Below are 24,407 nucleotides of genomic sequence, written 5' to 3'. Positions count from 1 at the left end.
TTTCTTGAAAGAGGCAACCTTTCGGTGCAATTTGTGTGTCCAAGTAGTTATTTCAAAGAATTTTAGTCACCATGAGACACTATCTACCGTATTTGTATTGGGTAGTATTTAGCATTATTTCTTTCACTGCACACGGACAAATCAATATCGATTTTCCTTCCGATCGGGCCGTTTTTCAACGTGACAAGGGTAACAACGCAAACATCAACATTTCAGGCAGTTACACAAAACCCATTGATCGTGTAGAAGCCAAGATCTCGGCTCTCGCGCCCGGCCAGGGCTTCGACAGGGACTGGAAGGACCTCAGCGATGCCAGCATCCAGGGTGGTTTTTTCTCCGGGTACATTCCCGCCCAAGGTGGTTGGTACCGGCTGGAAGTCAGAGGCTGGAAGGGCGATCAACTGGTGGATTCCAAAACAATCGACCATGTCGGGGTAGGCGAAGTATTCCTCATTGCCGGACAATCCAACGCACAGGGGTTTGCGGATACCCAGGACAATGGCTTCAAGTTTAACAACCAGGGAGCTCAGGACGACCGTGTTAATTCTATTGACAATAACGAATACGGCGAATATCCTTTTGAATTACCGGAACGGCCCAGATTTCATCACATCGACGCCCAGAGCAAAATTTCCCCCCGTGGCCCGGCCGCCTGGTGCTGGGGACGCCTGGGCGACCGTCTCGCGTCCCGGCTTAACGTCCCGATCTTGTTTTTTAATGTAGGCTGGGAGGGCATGTCGTCCGGCAACTGGAGTGAAAGCATTAGTGGCAACACTCAATCTGTCTACGCCCCTATTTGGATCAAACCAGACGGGATGCCTTATGGGAACCTGCGCAATGTTATTCAACGATATACTCCTATTACCGGCCTTCGCGGTGTCCTCTGGCTTCAGGGTGAGGCCGATAATTTCAAAGATATCAGCACGCAAGATTATTTTAATAACGTCAAAACCGTCATCGAAACCAGCCGAAATCAATCGGGAAGGAATATTTCCTGGATGGTTTCCATTACTTCCTACGACAACGGCCGCCTTAACGACGTGAACGTCACAAACGGGCAAAGGCAAGTAATCAGTTCTGTGCCTAATGTTTTCGAAGGCCCTAACACGGATCTTATCCAGATTCCACGCGAGAACAACGCCCCTTTTGGCGTCCACTTTATGGGAGATGGCCTCATTCAGCTGGGCGACGCCTGGGCCAACTCGCTTACGGACGATTTTTTCAACCGATCGGAGCCGTACCAAGCACAAAGACCTCTCAGGATCACCGCAAGCTGTGCGGGTAACGGTAATGTGACCCTTACCGCCGACCCTGTTGGATTGAACTCTTTTAATTGGAGCAATGGACAATCTTCCAACAGCATCGTAGTAGGAAACGGTACCTATTATGTGAAGGCCCGCGATGACAAAGGCAATTTCATTTTTTCGCCCGAAATACGTGTAAACGAACAAATCCAGCCTAATCAGCCTACTGTGACGGTCGAAGGGAGTAACCCGGTATGCATCGGCAACACTGCGACGCTGGTATCGAGCACTTCCGAGAATGCGGTATGGAACACCGGCGCAACGGGCGACAGACTCCCGGTAACAACCGGCGGCGATTACTTCGTTACGGTGAAGAATATTTACGGCTGCGAAGCGGCTTCTCAAAAAGTGAGTATGCAGGTACTCAATTCGCCGCTTCCCGATAAACCGAAGATCACTGCCTCAGGGGCAATCACCTTCTGCCAGGGCGGCGAAGTGAACCTGACGTCGGACTCGAAAGTAAAAAGTGTGTGGTCCAATGGCGCCAACAATGCCACCATCACGGTGGTCAGCTCGGGCGATTACCGGGTAAGGGCCCTCGACGCCGTAGGGTGTTTCTCACCAGAATCAGACCCTGTGACTGTGAAAGTGAACCCGCTGCCTGCCAAGCCTATCATTGCCCTGAGCGGAGAAACGACCTTTTGCGACGGCGGTAATGTCACCATGACTTCAAACTACGAAACCGGAAATATCTGGAATACCAATGCTACCACCAAATCCATTGCAGTAGTAACAACCGGGAAATTCACATTGAAGCAACGGGATGCCAATGGCTGCGAATCTACCTCGGATGAGGTAAATGTCAAAGTGAACCCGCTCCCAGCAACTCCCGTCGTGACCTCGCTTCGGCCGACTACCTTCTGTGAGCGTGACTACACCACATTGCGCAGCAGTGAGGCCTATTCTTACCTTTGGAGCAATGGCTCGACCAGCCAGGAGATCGAAATCCGTGCGTCAGGCAATTTTACTATTTCGGCCAAAGATGAAAATGGTTGCGTATCCCCTGTATCCCCGGTGGTTGCCGTAGTGATGAATCCGCTGCCGCCTACCCCGGTCATCACGGCCGATGGCCCGACTACTTTTTGCGCCGACCTGAGCGTTAACCTGACTTCAACCAGCGCAGCAGGCTATTTGTGGAGCAACGGAACGTCCTCACAGACCTTGAAAGTAACGGTTGCCGGTACGTATTCGGTGCAGACTATCAATCAATTCCAATGCTACTCCGATCCCAGTAACCAGATTTCCACGCAAACGCTCACGCTTCCTCCGGCACCTGTGGTAACGGCACGGCAGGCTACGACCTTCTGCGATGGCGATACCATTGTACTGAAAGCCACTAATGGCAGTGCATTCTACTGGAACAACGGTCTTGAGGGTGATAGTATCGAGGTTTTCGCAACGGGCAACTACGCGGCGCGTATTCAGGATCAACAGGGGTGCTATTCCCCCTACTCTACATCACTGCCGGTGGATGTGAAACCATCTCCGAGCGTGCCGGTAATCCGCAAGACGGGAGTTTATACGCTGTTCGCGGAGAATAATCTCAATGCGGGAGATCACGTGTGGAAGTACAATAATTCAGAATTAACAGAAACCAGCGCGACATTGAAAGCCGTGAAGGCAGGGAGCTACGTCGTAAATAATACTATAGTTTACAGCCCAACGCTTACGTGTTATTCCGATTTCTCGGAGCCGTTCCTGTTCTATCTCGACACGAATAACCCCGGTTTCGTGGCTTATCCTAACCCCAACGCCACCGAAAGGGTGACTGTCGAGACATTCGCCGATCTGGTGAATGCAGATGTCCAGATTATTGATAGCCGCGGGGTGATCCACCGCAGTTTCCGCGTTCCGAAGTTCGATAGCCCGAAGTATTTCAACCTGACAGGCCTCGCCAGCGGAATGTATTTCATCCGTATTAACTCGTCCGCATTGACTGCGACGCAGAAGCTGGTGATAGTAAGATAATAAACGGACTTGCCGAAAGGCAGGAAAAGACGAAGCGCTATGGATTAAACGCTTCGTCTTTTTTATATTTTGAAAATGTGCACCCAGTCGAACGGCGAGGCAGCGCCGATATCCCGATTGATCAAAAAAACGGAATAGTGATATTTTAGCGAAAATATTCCGTTACATTTGTGACCATTTTGTAATTGAGCATTTTAACAAAATTATACTTCGTTAGAGCCCAGAAAACTTTACCTGTATCAGAATTCCCAATGCATAGTAGATTTATTCTTCCGGTAGTGGCCAAAGCGTTGCTGTTGATTTGTATTTTTTCGTCGGTAGCATTTTCCCAAGAGAGATCCCCTATTAGAATTACTTCACCCGTTTTTCAGTCTGTCTATCAGAGAGACCAAGCGGGTCAGAGGGAAATTCAGGTTACCGGTATATTCACCCAGCCCGTAGAGAAAATCGAAGTAAGGGCGGTACCGGTTCTTCAGGGGCAAGGTGTGGATACACCCTGGCAAACCTTGCAAACTGCACCCGAAGGAGGTGTTTTTTCAGGAACGATCACTTTGATCGGCGGCTGGTACTCCCTGGAAGTCCGTGGTATTTCTGACGGAAAAGTGATTGGCCGCGATGTGTTGGCCCGTTTTGGTGTAGGTGAAGTCTTCATAATCGCCGGACAATCAAATGCGCAGGGCCTCAGATTATATCCTGGACCATCAGCCACCGACGACCGGGTTCTGTACGTTTCCAATTACAGCAACGACACCATCGACAGACTTACCGATCCAACCCCGCCGGAATTCAAGAAAATAAGCAGGGATCTTAACGTTGTAGCGCCGCGCGGTCTGTCGGCCTGGTGCTGGGGCCTCCTCGGCGACCAGCTCGTTTCCAAACTAAACGTCCCTGTTCTGTTCATCAATGCTGCCTGGGAGGGTACCTCCATTGACAACTGGGCAAGCAGTGCAAAAGGCCTTACTACTAAAAACATGTACGGCGGCTTTGTGTATTCTCCAGAAATGCCCTACGCAAACCTTCGCATAGCTGCACGCAATTATGCCAACCAGTATGGTTTGAGAGCTATTCTCTGGATGCAGGGCGAAACTGACGCATTATTTAATACGCCACCGGCGAATTACACCCGCGATCTTCAATTCATTATGAACCGCCTTGGCTCTGATACCGGAAAACGCATTACCTGGGTAATCGCCCGGACATCACGGACATCGGCAGGCTTCAATATCGAATCGAGTGTGAACCCGAAGATCGTTGATGCACAAAACGCGGTCCTTAATACGCCTTTTAACCCTACCTACCCCGGCCCTGAAACCGATCCCCTGCTGCCGGACCGCGGCGATGGCACGCACTTCGTCGGGAAAGGTGTAAACGATACCGAGGGAACTGTAAAGGCACTGACCATCCTGGCCAACGCCTGGGCCGGAACACTGGATGCCAACTTCTTTTCGACCGTAACACCAGTGAGCCCCGCTATCGTACCTTCGGTTACCGCTGCTTGCGTTACCGACAACAACGGTGTTACATTGACGCTTCCGTCTGGCTATTCGTCCTATAGATGGAATACCAATGAAGTTTCCAGTTCTATCAAGGTCACAAACGCCGGTACTTACAGAGCTACTGTCAAAGACGGCTCCGGCAACTCGATCCTAACGCCAATCGTTACCCTGGACAACGGAGCCAGGCCGGTACAACCCAGCATTATCCAGCAAGGCCAGCAACAAGCCTGTGCGGACTCAACTTTTCAGTTTTCTGTTCAGAACGGGGGAGAGATTTACAGCTGGTACAAAGAAGGGTCAAATACAGCCGTTGCGACCGGCGCAACTGCCAGGCTCGGAGAAAGTGGCAGCTATTTTGTGAAAAGCCAGAACATTTTCGGATGCACTTCCGAAAATTCAACCGCGTCCTCGCTGATTATCCGGGCCAAAATTTCAAAACCGACCATCGAACCGTCAGGGCCTTTCAGCATTTCGGCCAGCATTCCAGAAGGAGGTGAAGTGAATGAAAGCTTTATCTGGAGACGTCCCGGCTATGAAAGCGATACGACTGCTACCCTGCTTAAGATCCTGAAATCCGGTGTTTACACTACGAAGGCAAAGGTTACCTACACAATCGGCAGCAATAACCTGGTTTGCTACTCCGATACTGCTTCCCGGGAGTTCAAAACCAATGAGCAAAACGAAGTGGTAATATACCCCAACCCAAGCCAGGGCGCTTACATTTACATCGAATCGAGGGATAATATCAAGGACGCGGCAATTGAGCTTTTCGACATCCGTGGCAACCTTATAAAATCCACCGCGCCTAAGCTGCTCGACAGTCGGATGCAGATCGAAGTGGGCCTTCTGCCAACGGGGAAATATATTCTCCGCGTAACCGGCCAGGGGCAGAGTCTTACGAAGCAAATTGTAATCAGATAAATATTTCTTCTTGATTAAGTACTAAATAAGCCCCGCCACAACGGGGCTTATTTAGTATGATACTAATTAGACAAAACAAAAAGGAAAGAATTTGATTGATAAATTTGCAAAGGCTAATTTTGAGAGACGGGGAGGAATGTAACCCTATGGCAACAGTTTTTACGGCTTTCCTGCCCCTTTGTAACCGGATCATTGTAATGAAAAACGAATATCTTCCTTCCGACTACTTACCCATCATTGTGCAATTTTTGCTTGCCGCCGGCTTCATTGGTGGCACGATGATTGTCACCCACCTCATCGGTCCGAGCCGCAAAAGCAAAAAGAAAGACGACCCGTTCGAATGTGGTATCGAATCGGTTGGCGACGCCAGGACCCCTATTTCGGTGAAGTACTTTCTGGTGGCTATTCTCTTCGTCCTGTTCGATGTGGAGGTCATTTTTATGTATCCCTGGGCCGTAAATTTCAAGGGTCTGGGAATGTTCGGATTTGTAGAAATGTTATTGTTCATGGCCCTGTTGCTGTCCGGCTTCTATTACGTAATCCGCAAGGGCGTGCTGAACTGGGAAGAATAGGCTTCGAACATTGAAATACAAAGAATTATGAAAGAAGTAAAGATAGTGGAGGCTCCGCAAGGACATAGCGGATCCGGTTTTTTTGCAACTTCATTCGACGAAGCGATCGGTCTTGCACGTAGCTACTCGCTTTGGCCATTGCCATTTGCTACTTCGTGCTGCGGGATCGAGTTCATGGCTACGATGGGCGCGCATTACGATATATCGCGTTTCGGTTCCGAACGCCCGAGCTTCTCGCCCCGTCAGGCCGATTTGCTGATGGTCATGGGGACCATCGCCAAAAAGATGGCGCCGGTTGTGAAGCAGGTTTACCTTCAAATGGCCGAGCCCCGCTGGGTTATGGCCGTTGGCGCTTGTGCATCGAGCGGTGGTATCTTTGATACTTACAGCGTATTGCAGGGTATCGACCGCATTATCCCCGTGGACGTGTACGTGCCAGGCTGCCCACCGCGCCCCGAGCAGATCATCGATGGTCTGATGCAGATCCAGTATCTGGCCCAAAACGAAAAGCTGCGTCGCCGCAATACCGACGAATACCAGGAACTATTGGCATCATATAATATTCAGTAACCCCCATGCTTACTAATCAGGAGGTAGCCGAAGGGCTTTTGGAAAAATTCGGGGACCAGGTTTTCAACTTTGAAGAACCTTACGGGCTTTTGACGCTCTCAACAACCCGCGAAGAGATTATTCCCGTAATGGAGTTCCTGAAAGACCATAAAAACTATCAGGTAATATTCCTGACCGATATTACAGGTGTTCAGTATCCCGATAATGCAGGCCAGGAATACGTGGTGGTTTACCATATGCACAGTTTCGTGCACAACTTCCGCATCCGCATTAAAGTTGCCCTTTCTGCGGCCGATATTCATATTCCGACAGCCACCGGCCTCTTCGCGAGCGCCAACTGGATGGAACGCGAAACCTACGATTTTTTTGGTATCTTGTTTGATGGACATCCGAACCTCAAACGCATTCTGAACATCGAGGAAATGGATTACTTCCCGATGCGCAAGGAATATCCGTTGGAAGACGCGACCCGTGAAGATAAAATTGACGCCCTTTTCGGCCGATGACCTATATTGAGTAAGATATGGCAGATATTGAATTATTACCGCATAATGTCCCTTCTCAAAGCGAGTTGCCCGAACTCGTAGAAGAACTGACCACCCTCAACCTCGGCCCGACACACCCTGCCACCCACGGTATTTTCCAGAACATCCTCAAAATGGATGGTGAAAAGATCGTTTCCGGTGAGCAGACGATCGGTTATATCCACCGCGCGTTCGAGAAGATTGCTGAAAGAAGGCCATTTTACCAGATCACCACGCTGACCGACCGCATGAACTATTGCTCCTCCCCGATCAACAACCTGGGATGGCATATGACGGTGGAGAAGCTGTTGGGCGTGGAAGTTCCCAAGCGTGCGCAGTACATCCGCGTGCTCATGATGGAGCTTGCGCGCATTACCGACCATATTATCTGTAACAGTATCCTCGGTGTTGACACCGGTGCATTCACCGGCTTCCTGTATGTAATGCAGAAGCGCGAGGAAGTGTATGAAATCTACGAGGAAGTTTGCGGGGCCCGCCTCACGACCAATATGGGCCGTCTTGGTGGTATGGAACGTGATCTTTCGAGCACGGCTATCCGCAAGATCAAGGAGTTCATTAAATCGTTTCCGCCGGTTTTGCGAGAGCTGGAAAAGCTGCTCAACCGTAACCGGATTTTCATGGATCGTACCATCAATGTAGGTCCGATTTCTGCCGAGAGAGCATTATCGTACGGCTTTACAGGCCCTAACCTGCGTGCTGCGGGTGTGGATTACGATGTGCGTGTGATGAACCCGTATTCATCTTACGAAGATTTTGAATTCGACGTCCCCATCGGACAGAATGGCGATACTTACGACCGCTACATGGTCCGTAATGAAGAAATGTGGCAAAGTCTCAAAATCGTTGAGCAAGCCATCAATAACCTTCCCGAAGGACCCTATTACGCCGATGCTCCCGAATATTACCTGCCTCCGAAAGACGAGGTTTACCGTAATATGGAAGCGCTTATTTACCATTTCAAAATTGTAATGGGCGAAATCGACGCACCGGCCGGCGAAGTTTACCATGCTGTGGAAGGAGGAAACGGCGAGCTGGGCTTCTACCTGATCAGCGATGGCGGCAGGGCACCATACCGTCTGCATTTCCGCAGACCAAGCTTTATTTATTATCAGGCATATCCTGAAATGTGCAAAGGCTCATCACTGTCGGATGCGATCCTGACGATGAGTAGCTTGAACGTGATTGCAGGTGAACTGGACGCTTAAAGTTTGTTAAAGACCTATTTAGAAATGACCGAATCACCTAATCTGGTTGCGTTCACACCCGAACGACTTGAAACAGTAAAAGAAATTATCGCACGTTATCCGGAGGGCCGCCAGAAATCGGCTCTCCTGCCTGTTTTGCACATAGCCCAGGAACAATGGGGCTGGCTGAGCAGCGAAGTGATGGATTATGTGGCAGGTATTTTAAGTATAGAACCTGTGGAGGTTTACGAGGTAGCTACCTTTTATACCATGTACCACCTCGACCCGGTGGGCAAGCACGTAATCGAGTATTGCCGTACAGGCCCCTGCTGCCTCATGGGCGGAGAAGATGTGTACGGTCATTTGAAGAAAAAACTGGGTATCGAAGCCGGTGAAACCACCGCCGATGGCCTGTTTACATTGAAAGAAGTAGAATGCCTAGCCGCATGTGGCTGGGGACCGGTTTTCCAGATCCGCGAGCAGTTCTACATGAACCTGACCAATGAGAAGGTCGACCAAATCATAGAAGAGTTAAGTAAATAAGCTTTCAGAAGCTGAAAATATTATCCTCAAATGGCTAGAAAAATTTTAACGGAGCATATTAATGTCCCCGGTATCGAAACCTTCGATGTTTATCGCAAACAGGGAGGCTATACTGCCGTTGAAAAAGCTATCAAAACCATGACCCCGGAAGAGGTTGTGGAAGAAGCGAAAAAATCAGGCGTGCGCGGCAGAGGCGGAGCAGGCTTCCCGATGGGAATGAAATGGGGCTTCCTGGCCAAGCCCGAGGGCGTTCCCCGTTACCTCGTGTGTAATGCCGATGAATCGGAGCCGGGTACTTTCAAAGATCACCATTTAATGAAATGCATCCCTCATCTGCTGATCGAGGGTATGATCATTTCCAGCTTTGCATTGGGCGCCAACAAGTCGTTCATCTATGTACGCGGGGAGCTCATGTATGTGATCCGCATTCTGGAAAAAGCGATTGCGGAAGCGAAAGCACAAGGATTTTTAGGTAAAAACATTCTTGGTTCCGGTTACGACCTTGAACTGGTCGTGCAGCCTGGCGGAGGCGCTTACATTTGTGGTGAAGAAACCGCATTGCTCGAATCTCTTGAAGGAAAAAGAGGTAATCCAAGAAATAAACCGCCGTTCCCTGCTGTAAAAGGACTTTACCAAAGCCCTACGGTAGTGAACAACGTGGAGTCCATCTCCAATATGCCGTGGATTATCAACAATGGTGGTGACGCCTACGCACAAATTGGAATCGGAAGAAGTACCGGTACAAAATTGATTTCAGCATCCGGTCATATTCAAAAACCCGGCGTGTATGAAATCGAGTTGGGTGTAAGTGTAGATGAGTTTTTGAATTCGGATGAATATTGCGGCGGTATCCGTAAAGGGCACTATCTGAAAGCGTTGGTTGCCGGCGGATCGTCCGTACCCATTCTTCCTGCAAACCTGATTACGAAAACAGCGGCCGGCGAAGACCGCCTGATGACTTACGAATCGCTTTCCGACGGCGGTTTTGCAACAGGTACCATGCTGGGTTCAGGCGGATTTATCGTCTTTGACGAAACAGCCTGTATCGTTCGCAATACCTGGAACTTCTCGCGTTTTTATCACCACGAATCCTGCGGACAATGCAGCCCGTGCCGCGAAGGAACAGGCTGGATGGAGAAAGTCCTCCACCGCATCGAGCATGGTCATGGCAGCATGCACGACATCGATCTGCTAGTAGATATTTCAAAGAAAATAGAAGGTAACACCATTTGTCCGCTCGGCGATGCAGCGGCCTGGCCCGTAGCCAGCGCAATCCGCCATTTCAGGGATGAATTTGTGTGGCATATCACCCACCCGCAGGAAGCAACACAGCCTGGCGCGGTTTATATGGGTGAAATGGTATTAGGTTGATGAACGTTAGAAGCGGACTTGTTTGGATTAAAGACAAATCGCTGTTGCTGTCGGTGTTGTTCGGGCTGCTCAGTGGTATTGCATTGCTGGTCGTAAAAATGCAAGCCGTTTTCAGCTACTCGCCCGACATTTCAGGAAGCGAGGCAAGCGGGATCGCCGCTATTCAGCTCCTGTTGGACGGTCAGGATATTTACACCGACCCGGAAAAAGCGCCGTTCAGACTAACCCAGTACACACCACTATACTTTACGATCGTTACGTTCTTCGTGAAAATCGCAGGATGGACAGCGACGGATGTCCACAAGATATATCTGGCCAGTCGCCTGGTATCGAACTTTTTTACATTAACTACCGTGAGCATAGCGGGTTATTTCATTTACCGGGTCACAAAACAAAAGATCACCGCCCTGTTAACGGGGCTGGCACTCTTTCATGTTTTGTCGTTCTGGTTTCTGACAACCTCCCGCCCCGATAGTCTCCTGGTATTGTTGACGACGCTTTTCATCGTCTCGGTATATTACGCATTCGAAAACAATGATCAGAAACTCTGGTTTTTGGCTATTTTCATCGGTGTTTCAGCATTTTTTGTAAAACAAAGCGGCTCCATTCTTCCCATTTCAGCCGGCGTATTCTGGCTGATCCGGCGGGACTGCAGGATGGTTCTGAAACTTACAGGATTTGGACTGCTGATATTCGGCTTGTACCTGGCTATCCTCCCCATCAATACCGTTGACCTATTCTTTCTCAACATTGTGGGCGGTGTCGCCAATTCGACAAGCTGGGGTTGGTTTTACGACTGGACATTACAGCATTGGCTGTTCCAATTCGCGCCTCTGATGGTGGTGAATATTTTGGTAAGCGCATATACGATCTATTATCGTCCCACAAGCTTTTACCTTTTTCTGGTGATCGCATCCGCGCTTTTCTTCCTGTTCGCAACCTCAACGGCTTTCAAAATCGGTGCGGGAGTAGGTTACTACCAGGATTACCTGATTGTGGCGGTCATCCAGCTGGTTCTGTTCTTTTCCATGAAGAGTGATTTGACCGGGCTTAAAACCAGTTTCGTCAAAACGGGCACAGCATTGTTGATGATTTTTGTGTTTCTGCATTGCTCCCTATATGTGTTTATGAAATACAAATCGGGTACGTTCCGTAATTTTGAAGCGCTTTATATAGAAGATCGTAAAGTGGCGGCGTATTTACATGAACAAAAGAACCTGAAAGCAACGGAACATGTGTACATATGCCCGGCAGAGAATTTTCAGGGATTCTTTTTGAGTTTGTTTCTATTTAAAAATAATTTGATTCCTTTCCCCGATCTGGTTTACCTTGCGGACCAGAACGGTACATTCAACTACGACGAGTTCAGGCGAATGGTTGATGAGAAAGGAATTCGTTACGTGATTTCACCAAAAGGCAAAGCTCCTGCAAACATTCTGGGTTATAATTTTGCGAATACGCTGAAATATAGCTCAACAATGGGTTCGTATGATATTTACGAGGCCGAAAAGAGATAGCATAATGTATTACTGGCATGGAAGAAGTTAAACCCCAATTGTTGAAAATTACATTCGATGGTATCGAGGTCGAAGTAGAACCTGGTACTACCATCATGCAGGCGGCGCGCAAAATCGCCGAGGCAGATGACAGCCAGGGGCACCTTGTACCGCCGGCGATGTGTTACTATAAACCGCTTTCGGCTTCCGGAGGTAAATGCCGTGCATGCCTGGTAAGGGTAGCCGCCGGTTCTGCCAAAGATCCCCGCCCGATGCCGAAGCTCGTTCCTTCCTGTATCACGCAGGTGCAGGATGGTATGGTAGTGGAAAACACGACCAACCAGGCTGTACTCGATACCCGCAAGAGCATTGTGGAGTTCCTGCTGATCAATCACCCGCTCGACTGCCCTATTTGCGACCAGGCCGGTGAATGTCATTTGCAGGATTTCGCATTTGAGCATGGTTCGGTAAAAACCCGTTACGAGGAGGATCGACGGACATTTGATAAAATCGATATCGGTCCTCACGTGCAGCTGCACATGACGCGCTGCATTCTTTGCTACCGCTGCGTGTACACCGCCGACCAGATCACCGACAAACGTGTTCACGGCGTGATGAACCGCGGGGATGCTTCGGAAATCAGCACTTACATTGAAAAAGCGATCGACAACGACTTCTCCGGAAACGTGATCGACGTTTGCCCGGTAGGCGCATTGACCGACAAGACTTTCCGTTTCAAAAACCGTGTGTGGTTCTCGAAACCCGAAGACGCACACCGCGACTGCGACAAATGCTGCGGCAAAGTGACATTGTGGTACCGCGGCGACGAGGTGATCCGCGTTACAGCCCGCAAGAACACCTGGGGCGAGGTGAATGATTTTATTTGCAATACCTGCCGTTTTGAGACCAAGCAAACCAGCTCATGGGTGTTGGAAGGCCCTACGAAAGTAAAACGCAGCTCCGTGATTTCTGCCAATAAATACCGTAAAGATCTGGTCGCCAAGCCTGATTTCGCATTGAAACTGGCAGCAACGCAGTTCAAACAGATCGACGATTCGCGTCCGTACGTTACCGACGAGGAAACGATCCGTCACCAGAGCATCGAGAATAACGATAAGGCCAACCACCGTTCACTGGCGGCCAACAATAATTAGGAGAATCAGTAAAAGCAGCCGGATAAAATTGCTTTCAAATGGATTTAGTAGAATTTCTTGTTAAAACCTCAACGATTGTTGTCGTTTTCGGCCTCACCCTCGTCATCGCCATGTACTCTACATGGGCTGAGCGTAAGGTAGCGGGTTTCATTCAGGACCGCAGCGGGCCTAACCGCGCCGGTTGGGGCGGACTTTTGCAACCGCTTGCCGATGCAGGTAAAATGTTTTTCAAAGAAGACTTTATTCCCGCATTAGCGAACAAATGGCTCTTTATCGCAGGCCCGAGCCTTGCGATGCTTACTGCATTGCTCGCCAGCGCCGTAATTCCTTTCGGCAGCACATTCCGCATTGCAGGCCATGAAGTGGCATTGCAGGGGGTGGAGTCAAACATCGGTATCCTTTACGTTTTCGGCGTCGTAGCGCTGGGCGTTTACGGCATCATGGTCGGTGGCTGGGCTTCCAACAACAAATTCTCGCTGCTGGGAGCGATCCGTGCGGCTTCGCAGAATATTAGCTACGAGGTAGCAATGGGGCTCTCCCTCATTGCCATCCTGATGATGAGCAGCTCTCTTTCGCTGGGCGAGATCGTGGCGCAGCAGCATGGCATGAACTGGAATATCTTCTACCAGCCGCTGGGTTTCATCATTTTCATCACCTGCTCTTTCGCGGAATGTAACCGTGTACCATTTGACCTTCCCGAATGCGAAACGGAGCTTGTAGGGGGTTACCATACCGAATATGGCAGTATGAAATTGGGTTTTTACCTGTTCGCGGAGTATATCAACATGTTCATTTCCTCGGCGATCATTTCGGTGCTCTATTTTGGCGGTTACAACTACCCTGGAATGGATTTCGTGTATGAGCAGCTGGTGAAGTCATTGGGTACTGAAACAGGCCATAACATTGCCACATTGATCGGAACGGCTGTTTTCTTCGGAAAAGCATTGTTCTTCGTGTTCTTCTACATGTGGGTACGCTGGACGATCCCGCGTTTCCGCTACGACCAGTTGATGAACCTGGGCTGGAAAAAGCTGATCCCTCTTGCTATTTTTAACATTATTATCACCGGTGCAGCCGTGCTTTTCTTGAAGCCTGCGATCACCGCGTGGTTGAATTAATTCCAAAATCGTATTGCCATGCAATTGACAAATCGCTCAAAGCAAGTAAGCAATAAACAAATGACGCTGGCGGAGCGCGCCTACCTGCCTGCTATTGCAACAGGTCTGGCGATTACGATCAAGCACTTTTTTGCGAAGAAAGTAACGATCCAATATCCTGAGGTAAAACGGTACCTGGGACCGGTTTTCCGCGGAAGACATATCCTGAAAAGGGATGCCGACGGCCGTGAGCGATGCACAGCCTGTGGATTGTGTGCAGTAGCATGCCCTGCCGAAGCAATTTCAATGGTGGCAGCCGAACGCGTGAAAGGAGAAGAAAATCTGTACCGTGAAGAAAAATACGCGGCGGTTTACGAAGTGAATATGCTCCGCTGCATTTTCTGCGGCCTTTGCGAGGAAGCTTGCCCTAAACAGGCCGTTTACCTGCGCCACGACGAGTTCGTTCCCGTATTTACGGAACGCGATCAGGTGATCTGGGGTAAAGACCTTCTCGTGGAAGATATGAACAACCGCTATACCCGCGAAGCGTGGACAAAGGAAGAAGCACGTGCGCTGGATGCCAAAAGAGCCAGCGGTGAGGTCACCAACGTCGTTCCCAGAGCTATTCCCTGATTGGTAAACCAAGACTGTCAGCAGTTACAAACATTATGAATTCAGCAGTATCGTTTTTCTACTTTCTATCGTTCCTCACCATCCTGAGTGCCGTGATGGTCGTGGTGTCGCGTAACCCCATTCACAGCGTCCTATATCTGATCCTGACGTTCTTTACGCTCTCAGGTCATTACATTCTGCTAAATGCGCAATTCCTGGCTGCGGTGAACATTATCGTGTATGCCGGGGCGATTATGGTACTTTTCCTCTTTGTGATCATGTTTTTGAATATGAAGCAGGACCAGGAGGAAGCGAAGACAAATCTGACCAAAATAGCCGCCACAATCGTCGGCGGGACGGTATTTGTGATCCTTTTCGGTGCTTACCGCAAAACTGCTATTGCTCCGTTCGATCCGCAGACTTACGATTCGCAGATCGGTATGATCGAAAGCCTCGGGCACATGCTTTTCCGCGAATACCTGTTGCCGTTTGAGCTGGCTTCTATCCTTTTGCTTGTAGCGATGGTGGGAGCAGTATTGCTGGGCAAACGGGAAATCGGCGAACGCCACTTTTAAGAGTTAATGAGTTCAAAGTCGATGAGTTTAGAGTTGATGAGTCCAGAACTTAAAGTTCAGCGTATCACAGCCATATCTTTAACCCTCTAAACTCATAAACCTTAAACTCATAGACTTTAAACTCATAGACTCTAAACAAAAAATGGAGATGCTCGAAAGAACATCTCCATTTTTGTTTTATCACTAAACCGGCTTACGCTTCTTCTACTTCTGAATAGGCTTCAACCGGGATACAAGAGCAAATCAGGTTGCGGTCGCCGTAAGCGCTGTCCACGCGGCTTACGCTTGGCCAGAACTTGTTGAAACGCAGGTAAGGCAACGGGAATGCTGCTTTTTCACGGCTGTAAGAGCGGGTCCAGTTTTCGCTCAGCAACACGCGGGAGGTATGCGGTGCATTCTTCAAAACGTTGTCGTTACGGTCTGCTACACCTTCTTCCACTTCACGGATTTCGTTACGGATGGCAATCATCGCATCACAGAAGCGGTCCAGCTCAGCTTTCGACTCCGATTCGGTTGGTTCGATCATCAACGTCCCGGCAACAGGGAATGAAAGGGTTGGTGCGTGGAAACCGTAGTCCATTAAACGTTTTGCCAAATCCTCCGCTTCTACACCAGCAGCCTTGAAGCCACGGCAGTCGACGATCATTTCGTGCGCACAACGGCCGTTTGTGCCGGTATAAAGCACTTCATAATGTCCGTTCAGGCGTTCCTTAATATAGTTCGCATTCAGGATGGCGAATTTGGTAGCATTTGTCAGCCCCTCGCCGCCCATCATCGCAATGTAAGCGTAAGAGATTGTCAGAATGCTCGCGCTGCCGTAAGGTGCCGCAGAAACCGCTCCGGCTTGTCCGGCTGGCAGATGTTCAGGTTGTGTACTGAAATTCACGTGTCCGGGCAGGAATGGCATCAGGTGTTCGGCAACGCCAATCGGACCTACGCCCGGGCCGCCGCCGCCGTGAGGGATACAGAATGTTTTATGCAAATTGAGGTGACAGACATCCGCACCAATGCTGGCAGGGCTTGTAAGGCCAACCTGTGCATTCATGTTCGCGCCGTCCATATAAACCTGCCCGCCGAATGAATGGATCATCGAGCAGATCTCAATGATACTTTCTTCGTACACCCCGTGCGTCGAAGGATAGGTCACCATCAAACACGACAGATCGTCGGCATGTTGCTCAGCTTTTGCCCGCAAGTCCTCCACATCTATATTACCTCGCTCATCGCATTTGGTTACCACCACTTTCATGCCGGCCATTACAGCGGATGCCGGGTTGGTACCATGTGCGGAAGAAGGGATCAATGCCACATTACGATGTGCCTCACCGCGACTTTCGTGGTATGCGCGAATGGCCATCAAACCAGCATATTCGCCCTGCGCACCAGAATTTGGCTGAAACGACATCGCCGCAAAACCGGTGATTTCACAAAGCCAGGTATTAAGCTCGCTTACCAATTGTGCATAGCCGCCCACCTGATTGGTAGGAGCCAATGGGTGCAGGCCGCCGAATTCCGGCCAGGTAAGCGGGATCATTTCGGCCGTTGCATTCAACTTCATCGTACAGCTGCCGAGTGAAATCATGGAATGTACCAGTGAAAGGTCTTTGTTTTCCAACGATTTCAAATAGCGGAGCATTTCGTGCTCTGTGTGGTGGGTATTGAAAACCGGGTGCGACAGGTACTCCGAGGTCCTTACCAGGTTTTCTGGAAATGCAAATTCAAGTTCCTCGTCGATCACCATTTCACCCTGGAAGCCCGAAACTTCGGCAAACACATTCAGCAATGCGATCACGTCATCGAAGGTCTTGGCTTCGTCGAACGAAATTGAAACAGTTTCGTCGCCCTTATAACGCAGGTTAATGCCGTATTTCACTGTTTGCTCACGCAGTTTCCGCGAAAGCGGCGTCCTGACTGTTACCGTATCGAAATAGGTTTCGGTAACAACTTCGTAGTTGAATTTCTTGATCGTATCTACAAACAATCGCGTCAGGCCATGCACGCGTGCCGCAATGCCTTTGATGCCCTCTGGACCGTGGTATACCGAATATGCGCCGGCGATAACTGCCAGCAATACTTGTGCAGTACAAATGTTGGAAGTCGCTTTTTCGCGGCGGATGTGCTGCTCGCGGGTCTGCAATGCCATGCGCAATGCGCGGTTGCCTTCACCGTCCACCGATACACCGATGATACGGCCAGGAATCTGGCGCTTGAAAGCATCTTTGGTTGCAAAGTATGCCGCGTGCGGGCCGCCATAGCCCATAGGTACACCGAAACGCTGGGAAGAACCGATTACTACATCAGCGCCCATCTCGCCTGGCGATTTCAGGAGTGTCAATGCGAGCAGATCGGCTGCAACTGCCACCGAAATGCCGAGTTCGTGGGCCGAAGCAATAAAATCGGTGTAATCGATCACCTCGCCGTCGGTAGCCGGATATTGAACGAGCGCAGCGTAAATGTTTTCGTCGGTAAGATCAACCGTTGCGTGGTTACCTACTACCACGTCGATTCCAATAGGCTTCGCGCGGGTATAAACCAGGTCGATCGTCTGCGGATGACAAAGCTCCGATACAAAAAATGTATTGGCTTTCTTTCTTGAAGCGCCTTTCAGAGCATGCAGCATGGTCATCGCCTCCGCGGCAGCCGTCGCTTCGTCGAGCAACGACGCATTGGCGATCTCCATACCTGTCAGATCGGTCACAACCGTCTGGAAGTTCAGGAGCATTTCAAGCCTTCCCTGCGCGATCTCTGCCTGATAAGGAGTATAGGCAGTATACCAGGCCGGGTTTTCGAGGATATTCCTCAGAATAACGTTCGGTGTGATGGTGTCGTAATAGCCCGTGCCGATGTATGATTTCAGCACCGCGTTTTTGGAAGCAATTTTTTTAATGTATTGTAAAAACTCCTGCTCCGATTTGGGCCTCGGCAAATTCAGTGGTTTTTGTAGGCGGATCGCGGAAGGAAGAGTCTGGTCGATCAGTTCATCCACTGACCCGGCTCCGATGGTCTTCAACATTTCCTGCAATTCCTGCTCATCTTTACCGTGGTGACGGTTTTCAAACTTGTCCTGGTTTCGAAGATTAACTTTCATTCAAGTTAGGCTGAGAATGCCGCTATTAGGTGATTTTAAAATACAAAAGTAAGCAAATCCAAGCAAATCTCTCAGAGATCGATGGCTATGCTTACTCTTGAATATGTACAAATTGTAACGGCTAGAAGTTCCTAGTGGTTAGGGCAGCCGCAATCGGTTTTCCGTTTGAATATTCCAAGGAACTTCTTGGACCTCGGTTTCTTGTAACCTTTGTATTTCTTCTTTTTACCAAACAGCTCCACTTTGGTCGCTCCAGGTGCTGCCGTAACGGTCGCTGCCGAAACCGGTTCTACGCCTGAAATACTGCAAATCAGCGCCAGAACTAAAAGCCAGGGAGTAATTTTCTTCATGCTCTTCATGCGTTGGATCGTCAAAGGTCATTAATGCAACGCATTGCACACTGGTTTCGGTATGCAATGCGCCAGTCCTTTCACAATTTTCCGAAAATTTTACGCCTTTACCAATTCGAGAATCGTGATTTCGGGGAGAATACCTACACGCCCCGGATAACCCAGATAGCCAAATCCGCGATTTACGTACAAATACTGGTCATTTTCCTCATAAAGCCCTGCCCATTGCTTGTAACGATACTGCACCGGACTCCATTTCACCTTGCCTATCTCCACGCCAAACTGCATTCCGTGCGTATGTCCGGCGAGTGCGAGGTCGATGTCCTTGTATTGCGGCAATACCTGTGCTTCCCAGTGACTGGGATCGTGCGAGAGCAATATTTTAACGGGATAATCATCCGTATGTTCATAGGCCTTTTCCAGGTTGCCGTATTTGGCGAAATTTCCCGCTCCCCAATTCTGGATACCAATTAACCCGATCGATTCACCGTCGACTGTAATGGCCCGGTTCTCATCCAGCATTAATTTCCAACCCAGCAATTCATGCGCCTTTTTCAGCTCTGCGAGGTTGTTGCTCTTTGCCTGAGCATCCTGCCATTGGAAATAATCGCCATAATCGTGGTTCCCGAGCACCGAGTGTACGCCGAGTGGGGCTTTCACCTTATCGAAAATATTGATATAATCCCTTACCTCCATCGCCCGGTCGTTCACAAGGTCGCCCGTGAAAAAAGCAATATCCGGTTTTTCCTTCATCAGCAATTCCACCCCACCTTTCACTGCGGTTTTGTTGAAGAAACTGCCCGAATGGATATCGGAAAGCTGGGCTATCTTCATGCCATGAAATTGCCGGGGAAGATTTTTCAAAGATACTTTTACCCGGCGAATCCGGTAATCGTGCGCGCCGGACAGAATTCCATAGGCGAACGTCCCCATTAGTCCCGCACCGGCAACCACGGCCGTAGTCGCGAGAAATTGGGAACGGGGAATGGTAGGCTCACCTGTCTCCGGGGAAGGCGTAGCCACGGAAGGGGCAAAAAAGCTGATAATCCATTGGAAAAAGCGGCGAACATCATCAATAAGCAAAATTGCAACCGCCAATAGTTTCGAGAGATAGGGAATGGCGATGAACGCAACCACGAAAGTCCGGGTGGTGCTTTTGAAGTAATCGGGCGGGAGCAGCTGCATGCCGATATAAGCGCCGAGCGTAACCAGGGTAAGTGCCCAATATGCCCCTCCGATCCAGCGTTGAGTTAAAGGTGCGAGGCCGCGAATGGCCAGTTTCAGACCTTGCCAGACATACCAGTCAATGGCAAAAAGGATGAATGTAAGTATGATAAAAAAGAAGGTTCTGTTCATTTTAAAATGATCGTTGTCATATCAACGACAAACACAGGCAAAACCTTTCACGTTCAGTACCGTGTAGGGATTCTTGCCGATTGTACAGAAATGGATAAAAGTCCGGGCCGAAGGTTAATTTTAGTTGCTAAACGGTTTTCGGTATTTTTGTGCCTTATTCCATATCAGTATGCCCAATTATGACTTCAAACGGTTCCACATTCGCTCGATGAATGCGGGATCCGACCAGGAACGAGCGGAGATCAATCAGGAGTTGAAAGACCTCTATGCTTCCCTGCCTGACGACGAGAAAAAGATCTTCAACGAAGAGTTACAGCATTTCCTCACCCACGAGGTTGCGCGGATCAAATCGGACTATGAATCGGTGAAGGGATTGAATCAGCCTAACTAGCCGATTTTTCAGTTAAGGCGTGGATCGATAGGATAATGCGCGATGGAACGGTATTCACCGCCCATATTCCGAAGGATTTCGCGCCAGAAGTTGCCCGGGGGCGTTGAAAACAGGAAATCGGATGTGGTACTGGAAATGATCCAGGAATCCTGCCTGATCTCATCGTCGAGCTGCCCCCCGCTCCATCCGGAGTAGCCGATGAAAAACCGCACGTCCTCCTGTTTCAGCGTATTCAGGTTCAGGAGCGTCTTTACGACATTGAAATCGCCTCCCCAGTAAACATCTTTCATGATTTCCGTTCCGCCTGTAACGAGGTCGGGACGGCGATGGATAAAATGCAGTGTATTCTTTTCCACGGGGCCGCCCAGGTGGAGCGTGATATCCTGGTAAATAGTCTCTTCCAGCACATCCCCGAGAAATAAGTCCGTTGTCTGGTTGAGTACAAAACCGAAACTCCCCTGCTCATTATGCTCGCACATCAGGATTACCCCTCTTTCAAAATTGGGATCGCCCAGAAAAGGCTTTGCGATAAGCAGGCTTCCTTTTGAAACTTTGGCGGCGGACGGCATAACCTTGGCAGATTGTTAATTCAACAACGAAATATATTTATTTTTCGCACTGAAAAGCGGATATTGCCCAAAATATAATAAAAATAAGATCATGGCATTGATAAAATCAGTCCGAGGACACCACCCGACCTATGACGAGAGTTGCTGGTTTGCAGAAAACGCCACGATTGTAGGTGATGTGGTAATGGGAGAAAATTGTACTGTATGGTTCAATGCGGTGATCCGTGGGGATGTCAACAGCATCCGTATCGGCCACCATTCCAATGTCCAGGATGGAGCCGTGATCCATTGCACCTACCAGCGTTTTGCAACGACCGTCGGCAATTACGTTTCCATCGCGCACAATGCCATCGTGCACGGCTGCACGATCGAAGATCACGTGCTGATCGGAATGGGGTCGATAGTGATGGATGGGGCGGTTGTGGGTGAAGGTGCGATTATAGCCGCAGGTGCGATCGTCACCCAGGGTACCAAAGTGCCCCCGGGAACGATCTACGCCGGAAATCCGGCCAAATACCTGAAAGATGTTTCGCCTGAACTGAATGCGGCCATTGACCGGACGGCGAATAATTATCTGATTTATTCGGGCTGGTTTAAGGAAGAGGAAGGTCAATAGGCCTTACTCGGCCATCCCTTTTCGTGCATTCAGATATCCTTTGATAACCGTGAATGTCGTAATGGCCAGGAAGAATAGTATAATATACTGCACGTAATCCACGATCCACGGGAATTTCTCACCGAAAAGATAGCCCCCGCCGGTTAATGCGAAGATCCAGATCGCTCCGCCAACCACATTGTTGATCAGGAACGAGGGAAACGACATTTTCACCAATCCCGCGAGAATAGGCGCGAACGTGCGCACGATCGGCAGAAACCGGCTGATGATCAGTGTCCGGCTCCCGTACTTTTCAAAGTATTTCCGGGTGGTATCAATGTGTTTTTTCTTGAAAAAGAAGGAATCCGGACGGTTTTCGAACATATCACCGAAATATTTTCCGAAAATATACCCGACCAGCGAACCTAATATCGCGGCTGTCAGCATGCTGATCAGCAAAATGAGGATCGGCACGTCGAGAATGCCTGTGCCGCAGAACACGCCGGCTAAAAATACGAGATAATCGCCCGGCAGGAAGAATGCGAAAAACAGGCCGTTTTCCGCAAATACTATGAAAGTAATCACCAGGAGCCCGCCAGTACGGATAATTTCCTCTGAATTAAGAATGTACTGAAAAAACTCGACAATTGAATCCATAATTTATAATCTGAGAGTCGGTTTACGGCTCGCGGCTACCATTTGTTGACTTTTAAAATTAAGCATTTTCCGACAGTTCCAGCCAGCGCATTTCTTTCTCCGCCTGACTGTCCGTAATCTCTTCGATCTGCTTCGACCATTTCGCTAGCTCTTCGTGCGAGCCGCCATTATTCAGGCTCTCCACAAGTTTCTCCTTCGTTTGCTCTAATTTGGCAATATCCGCTTCGAGCTGCTCCATTTCCTTTTGCTCCTTGTAGCTCAGCTTCCGTTTTGCAGGAGCCGCTGGCGTGGCGACAACCTCCTTCGGCGGAGCGGCTACCGGCGCGGCGGCTTTCGCTGGTGCATTGCTTGCGGCCGCTTTCTTTTCAGCCTCCTGTTCGTCCTGGTAATCCCGCAGTTCGGTATAATTACCCGGGAAGTCGCTGATCTTACCATTTCCGTCGAACACAAAAATATGCTGCACGAGGCGGTCGAGGAAGTAACGGTCGTGGGAAACGATCATCAAACAGCCCGGAAAATTAAGCAGGAACTCTTCGATTACATTCAAACTGTCGATGTCCAGGTCGTTCGTCGGCTCATCGAGGATCAGGAAGTTCGGCTGCTTGATCAGAATCAGCAGAAGCTGCAAACGACGCCGTTCCCCTCCGCTGAGTTTAGAAATGAAATCATATTGCTTCGAAGGCGAGAACAAGAATGCCTGCAACAGGTGCCCTACCGTAACGGTTTCGCCCGTGCCCAGTTGAACCACTTCCGCGACGTCCTTCACAATGTCGATCACCCGCTGATTTTCATTGAATACCAGATCAGTTTGTTTGTAATAACCAAACTGAACCGTTTCGCCGGTACTGATCTTTCCTTTGTCAGGCTGCAATTCTCCCGTGATCATATTCAACAAGGTCGATTTGCCCATTCCATTTTTCCCGACTACTCCAATACGGTCGCCGCGACGGAAAGTATATTCGAAATTTTTGATCAGTTCGCGATCACCGAAGCCTTTGCTGATGTTTTCCAGCTCGATGATCTTGCTGCCCAACCGCGAAGTCCGCACGTTGAGCTCCATTTGCACATCAAATTTTTTCTGGCTGGCTTTTTCTTTCAGGTCCTCGAACGCATCGACACGATATTTTGCTTTCGTACCGCGTGCTTTGGGTTGTTTTCTGATCCATTCCAACTCCTTGCGCATGAGGTTGCGCGCCTTATCGATGGTAGCAGCTTCGAGTTCTTCGCGCTCTGCCTTCTTTTCGAGGAAGTACGAGTAATTTCCTTTATAAGAGTATGCCGAACCATGATCCAGTTCAAGCATCTGATTACAGACCGTGTCGAGGAAGTAACGGTCGTGCGTTACTACCAATAATGTCGTATTGGAAGTATTGAGGTATTCTTCCAGCCATTCGACGGTATCGAGGTCGAGGTGGTTGGTAGGTTCATCGAGAATAAGCAGGTCCGGATCTTCGAGCAGGACTTTGGCCAGTGCTACGCGTTTGCGCTGGCCGCCGGAGAGTGTTCCGTAAAGATTGTCGGTATGATGAATGCCCAACCGGCCGAGAACTTCCTTCGTTTTATATTCGAAATCCCAGGCATTGAACTTGTCCATATCCTCCATCACTTCCGCCAACTCGTCGTGGTTGTCGCTTTCGATGGCATGCTCGTAGCGCTTCACGACCTGCGCGACCGGATTATTGGAAGAAAATATCACTTCCAGCACGGGTAACGATTCATCGAATGCAGGACTTTGGTCGAGATACCCCACGCGGATATCCTTACGGACACTTACTTCGCCCTCATCTGCAGGAATTTTACCTGTGAGGATATTCAGAAATGTGGTTTTCCCCGTCCCGTTCGTTCCGATCAACGCTACCTTATCGCCCTTACTGATCCCAAAACTAATATTCCTAAAAAGCCACCGGTCACCGAATGACTTTGCGATATTTTCCGCCGAAAGATAATTCATGATTAAATCTAAAATTCTGTATATGCAAAGGTAGGACAGATA

The 24,407-nt window shown here is 49.4% G+C and carries 21 protein-coding genes; 15 read left to right on the top strand and 6 right to left on the bottom strand.

Annotated features, from left to right (window positions below; genetic code table 11):
- The first annotated feature begins 71 nt into the window (after positions 1-71).
- The 13 genes from AAHB90_RS09340 (at position 72) to AAHB90_RS09280 (ending at position 15,408) form a co-directional block, all read left to right on the top strand.
- Entirely contained in the window at positions 72-3,272 is a 3,201-nt protein-coding gene (locus AAHB90_RS09340; protein WP_342084665.1) for a sialate O-acetylesterase, read from the top strand.
- 251 nt (positions 3,273-3,523) lie between these two features.
- Complete coding sequence (locus AAHB90_RS09335) at positions 3,524-5,689, top strand: T9SS type A sorting domain-containing protein (protein ID WP_342084664.1); 2,166 nt, start codon at positions 3,524-3,526, stop codon at positions 5,687-5,689.
- A gap of 197 nt (positions 5,690-5,886) precedes the next feature.
- Positions 5,887-6,261: an NADH-quinone oxidoreductase subunit A gene (locus AAHB90_RS09330; RefSeq protein ID WP_090375516.1), complete on the top strand. Its 375-nt coding sequence runs from the start codon at positions 5,887-5,889 to the stop codon at positions 6,259-6,261.
- Between the two features lie 27 nt (positions 6,262-6,288).
- On the top strand, positions 6,289-6,831 hold the full coding sequence (locus tag AAHB90_RS09325) for an NADH-quinone oxidoreductase subunit B (RefSeq protein WP_015813533.1): 543 nt from the start codon (positions 6,289-6,291) through the stop codon (positions 6,829-6,831).
- 5 nt (positions 6,832-6,836) lie between these two features.
- Positions 6,837-7,337 carry an NADH-quinone oxidoreductase subunit C gene (locus tag AAHB90_RS09320; protein ID WP_342084663.1) on the top strand — a complete coding sequence of 167 codons (501 nt, stop codon included), beginning with the start codon at positions 6,837-6,839 and terminating at the stop codon, positions 7,335-7,337.
- A gap of 17 nt (positions 7,338-7,354) precedes the next feature.
- Positions 7,355-8,581 carry an NADH dehydrogenase (quinone) subunit D gene (gene nuoD / locus AAHB90_RS09315; protein WP_342084662.1) on the top strand — a complete coding sequence of 409 codons (1,227 nt, stop codon included), beginning with the start codon at positions 7,355-7,357 and terminating at the stop codon, positions 8,579-8,581.
- Positions 8,582-8,605: 24 nt separating this feature from the next.
- Entirely contained in the window at positions 8,606-9,103 is a 498-nt protein-coding gene (nuoE, locus tag AAHB90_RS09310) for an NADH-quinone oxidoreductase subunit NuoE (protein ID WP_342084661.1), read from the top strand.
- Positions 9,104-9,133: 30 nt separating this feature from the next.
- Entirely contained in the window at positions 9,134-10,474 is a 1,341-nt protein-coding gene (nuoF, locus tag AAHB90_RS09305) for an NADH-quinone oxidoreductase subunit NuoF (RefSeq protein ID WP_342084660.1), read from the top strand.
- Positions 10,474-11,991 carry an ArnT family glycosyltransferase gene (locus AAHB90_RS09300; RefSeq protein WP_342084659.1) on the top strand — a complete coding sequence of 506 codons (1,518 nt, stop codon included), beginning with the start codon at positions 10,474-10,476 and terminating at the stop codon, positions 11,989-11,991. Before nuoF ends, AAHB90_RS09300 begins: the two co-directional genes overlap by 1 nt.
- Positions 11,992-12,008: 17 nt before the next feature.
- The gene (locus AAHB90_RS09295) at positions 12,009-13,124 is read left to right on the top strand and encodes a 2Fe-2S iron-sulfur cluster-binding protein (RefSeq protein WP_342084658.1); all 1,116 of its coding nucleotides are present in this window, start codon (positions 12,009-12,011) and stop codon (positions 13,122-13,124) included.
- 38 nt (positions 13,125-13,162) lie between these two features.
- A complete protein-coding gene (nuoH, locus tag AAHB90_RS09290) occupies positions 13,163-14,242 on the top strand; it encodes an NADH-quinone oxidoreductase subunit NuoH (RefSeq protein ID WP_342084657.1) in 1,080 nt (359 codons plus the stop codon).
- Positions 14,243-14,260: 18 nt separating this feature from the next.
- A complete protein-coding gene (locus AAHB90_RS09285; protein WP_090156069.1) occupies positions 14,261-14,854 on the top strand; it encodes a NuoI/complex I 23 kDa subunit family protein in 594 nt (197 codons plus the stop codon).
- Between the two features lie 35 nt (positions 14,855-14,889).
- Positions 14,890-15,408: an NADH-quinone oxidoreductase subunit J family protein gene (locus AAHB90_RS09280; RefSeq protein WP_188938979.1), complete on the top strand. Its 519-nt coding sequence runs from the start codon at positions 14,890-14,892 to the stop codon at positions 15,406-15,408.
- A gap of 193 nt (positions 15,409-15,601) precedes the next feature.
- Here AAHB90_RS09280 and gcvP read toward each other — a convergent pair whose 3' ends face one another.
- The 3 genes from gcvP to AAHB90_RS09265 form a co-directional block, all read right to left on the bottom strand.
- On the bottom strand, positions 15,602-18,496 hold the full coding sequence (gene gcvP / locus AAHB90_RS09275; protein WP_342084656.1) for an aminomethyl-transferring glycine dehydrogenase: 2,895 nt from the start codon (positions 18,494-18,496) through the stop codon (positions 15,602-15,604).
- A gap of 131 nt (positions 18,497-18,627) precedes the next feature.
- Positions 18,628-18,846 carry a hypothetical protein gene (locus AAHB90_RS09270; protein ID WP_342084655.1) on the bottom strand — a complete coding sequence of 73 codons (219 nt, stop codon included), beginning with the start codon at positions 18,844-18,846 and terminating at the stop codon, positions 18,628-18,630.
- Between the two features lie 99 nt (positions 18,847-18,945).
- Complete coding sequence (locus tag AAHB90_RS09265; RefSeq protein ID WP_342084654.1) at positions 18,946-20,202, bottom strand: metallophosphoesterase; 1,257 nt, start codon at positions 20,200-20,202, stop codon at positions 18,946-18,948.
- Between the two features lie 169 nt (positions 20,203-20,371).
- On the opposite strand from AAHB90_RS09265, the gene AAHB90_RS09260 reads away from it, so the two are divergent.
- Positions 20,372-20,593: a hypothetical protein gene (locus tag AAHB90_RS09260; protein WP_342084653.1), complete on the top strand. Its 222-nt coding sequence runs from the start codon at positions 20,372-20,374 to the stop codon at positions 20,591-20,593.
- 8 nt (positions 20,594-20,601) lie between these two features.
- Here the strand turns inward: AAHB90_RS09260 and AAHB90_RS09255 are convergent, their stop codons facing one another.
- Positions 20,602-21,162, bottom strand: coding sequence for a YqgE/AlgH family protein (locus AAHB90_RS09255; RefSeq protein ID WP_342084652.1), 561 nt, complete (start codon positions 21,160-21,162; stop codon positions 20,602-20,604).
- Between the two features lie 91 nt (positions 21,163-21,253).
- Here AAHB90_RS09255 and AAHB90_RS09250 point away from each other — a divergent pair, with 91 nt between their 5' ends.
- Entirely contained in the window at positions 21,254-21,778 is a 525-nt protein-coding gene (locus AAHB90_RS09250; RefSeq protein ID WP_342084651.1) for a gamma carbonic anhydrase family protein, read from the top strand.
- Positions 21,779-21,781: 3 nt separating this feature from the next.
- Here the strand turns inward: AAHB90_RS09250 and AAHB90_RS09245 are convergent, their stop codons facing one another.
- Together AAHB90_RS09245 and AAHB90_RS09240 are read right to left on the bottom strand one after the other, a co-directional pair.
- Positions 21,782-22,414, bottom strand: coding sequence for a DedA family protein (locus AAHB90_RS09245; RefSeq protein ID WP_342084650.1), 633 nt, complete (start codon positions 22,412-22,414; stop codon positions 21,782-21,784).
- Between the two features lie 58 nt (positions 22,415-22,472).
- On the bottom strand, positions 22,473-24,365 hold the full coding sequence (locus AAHB90_RS09240; protein WP_342084649.1) for an ABC-F family ATP-binding cassette domain-containing protein: 1,893 nt from the start codon (positions 24,363-24,365) through the stop codon (positions 22,473-22,475).
- Positions 24,366-24,407: the final 42 nt, after the last annotated feature.

Origin of the sequence: Dyadobacter sp. OTU695, assembly GCF_038440355.1 — a bacterium.
GTDB lineage: Bacteria > Bacteroidota > Bacteroidia > Cytophagales > Spirosomataceae > Dyadobacter.
This window is presented reverse-complemented; position numbering and strand designations above follow the sequence as displayed.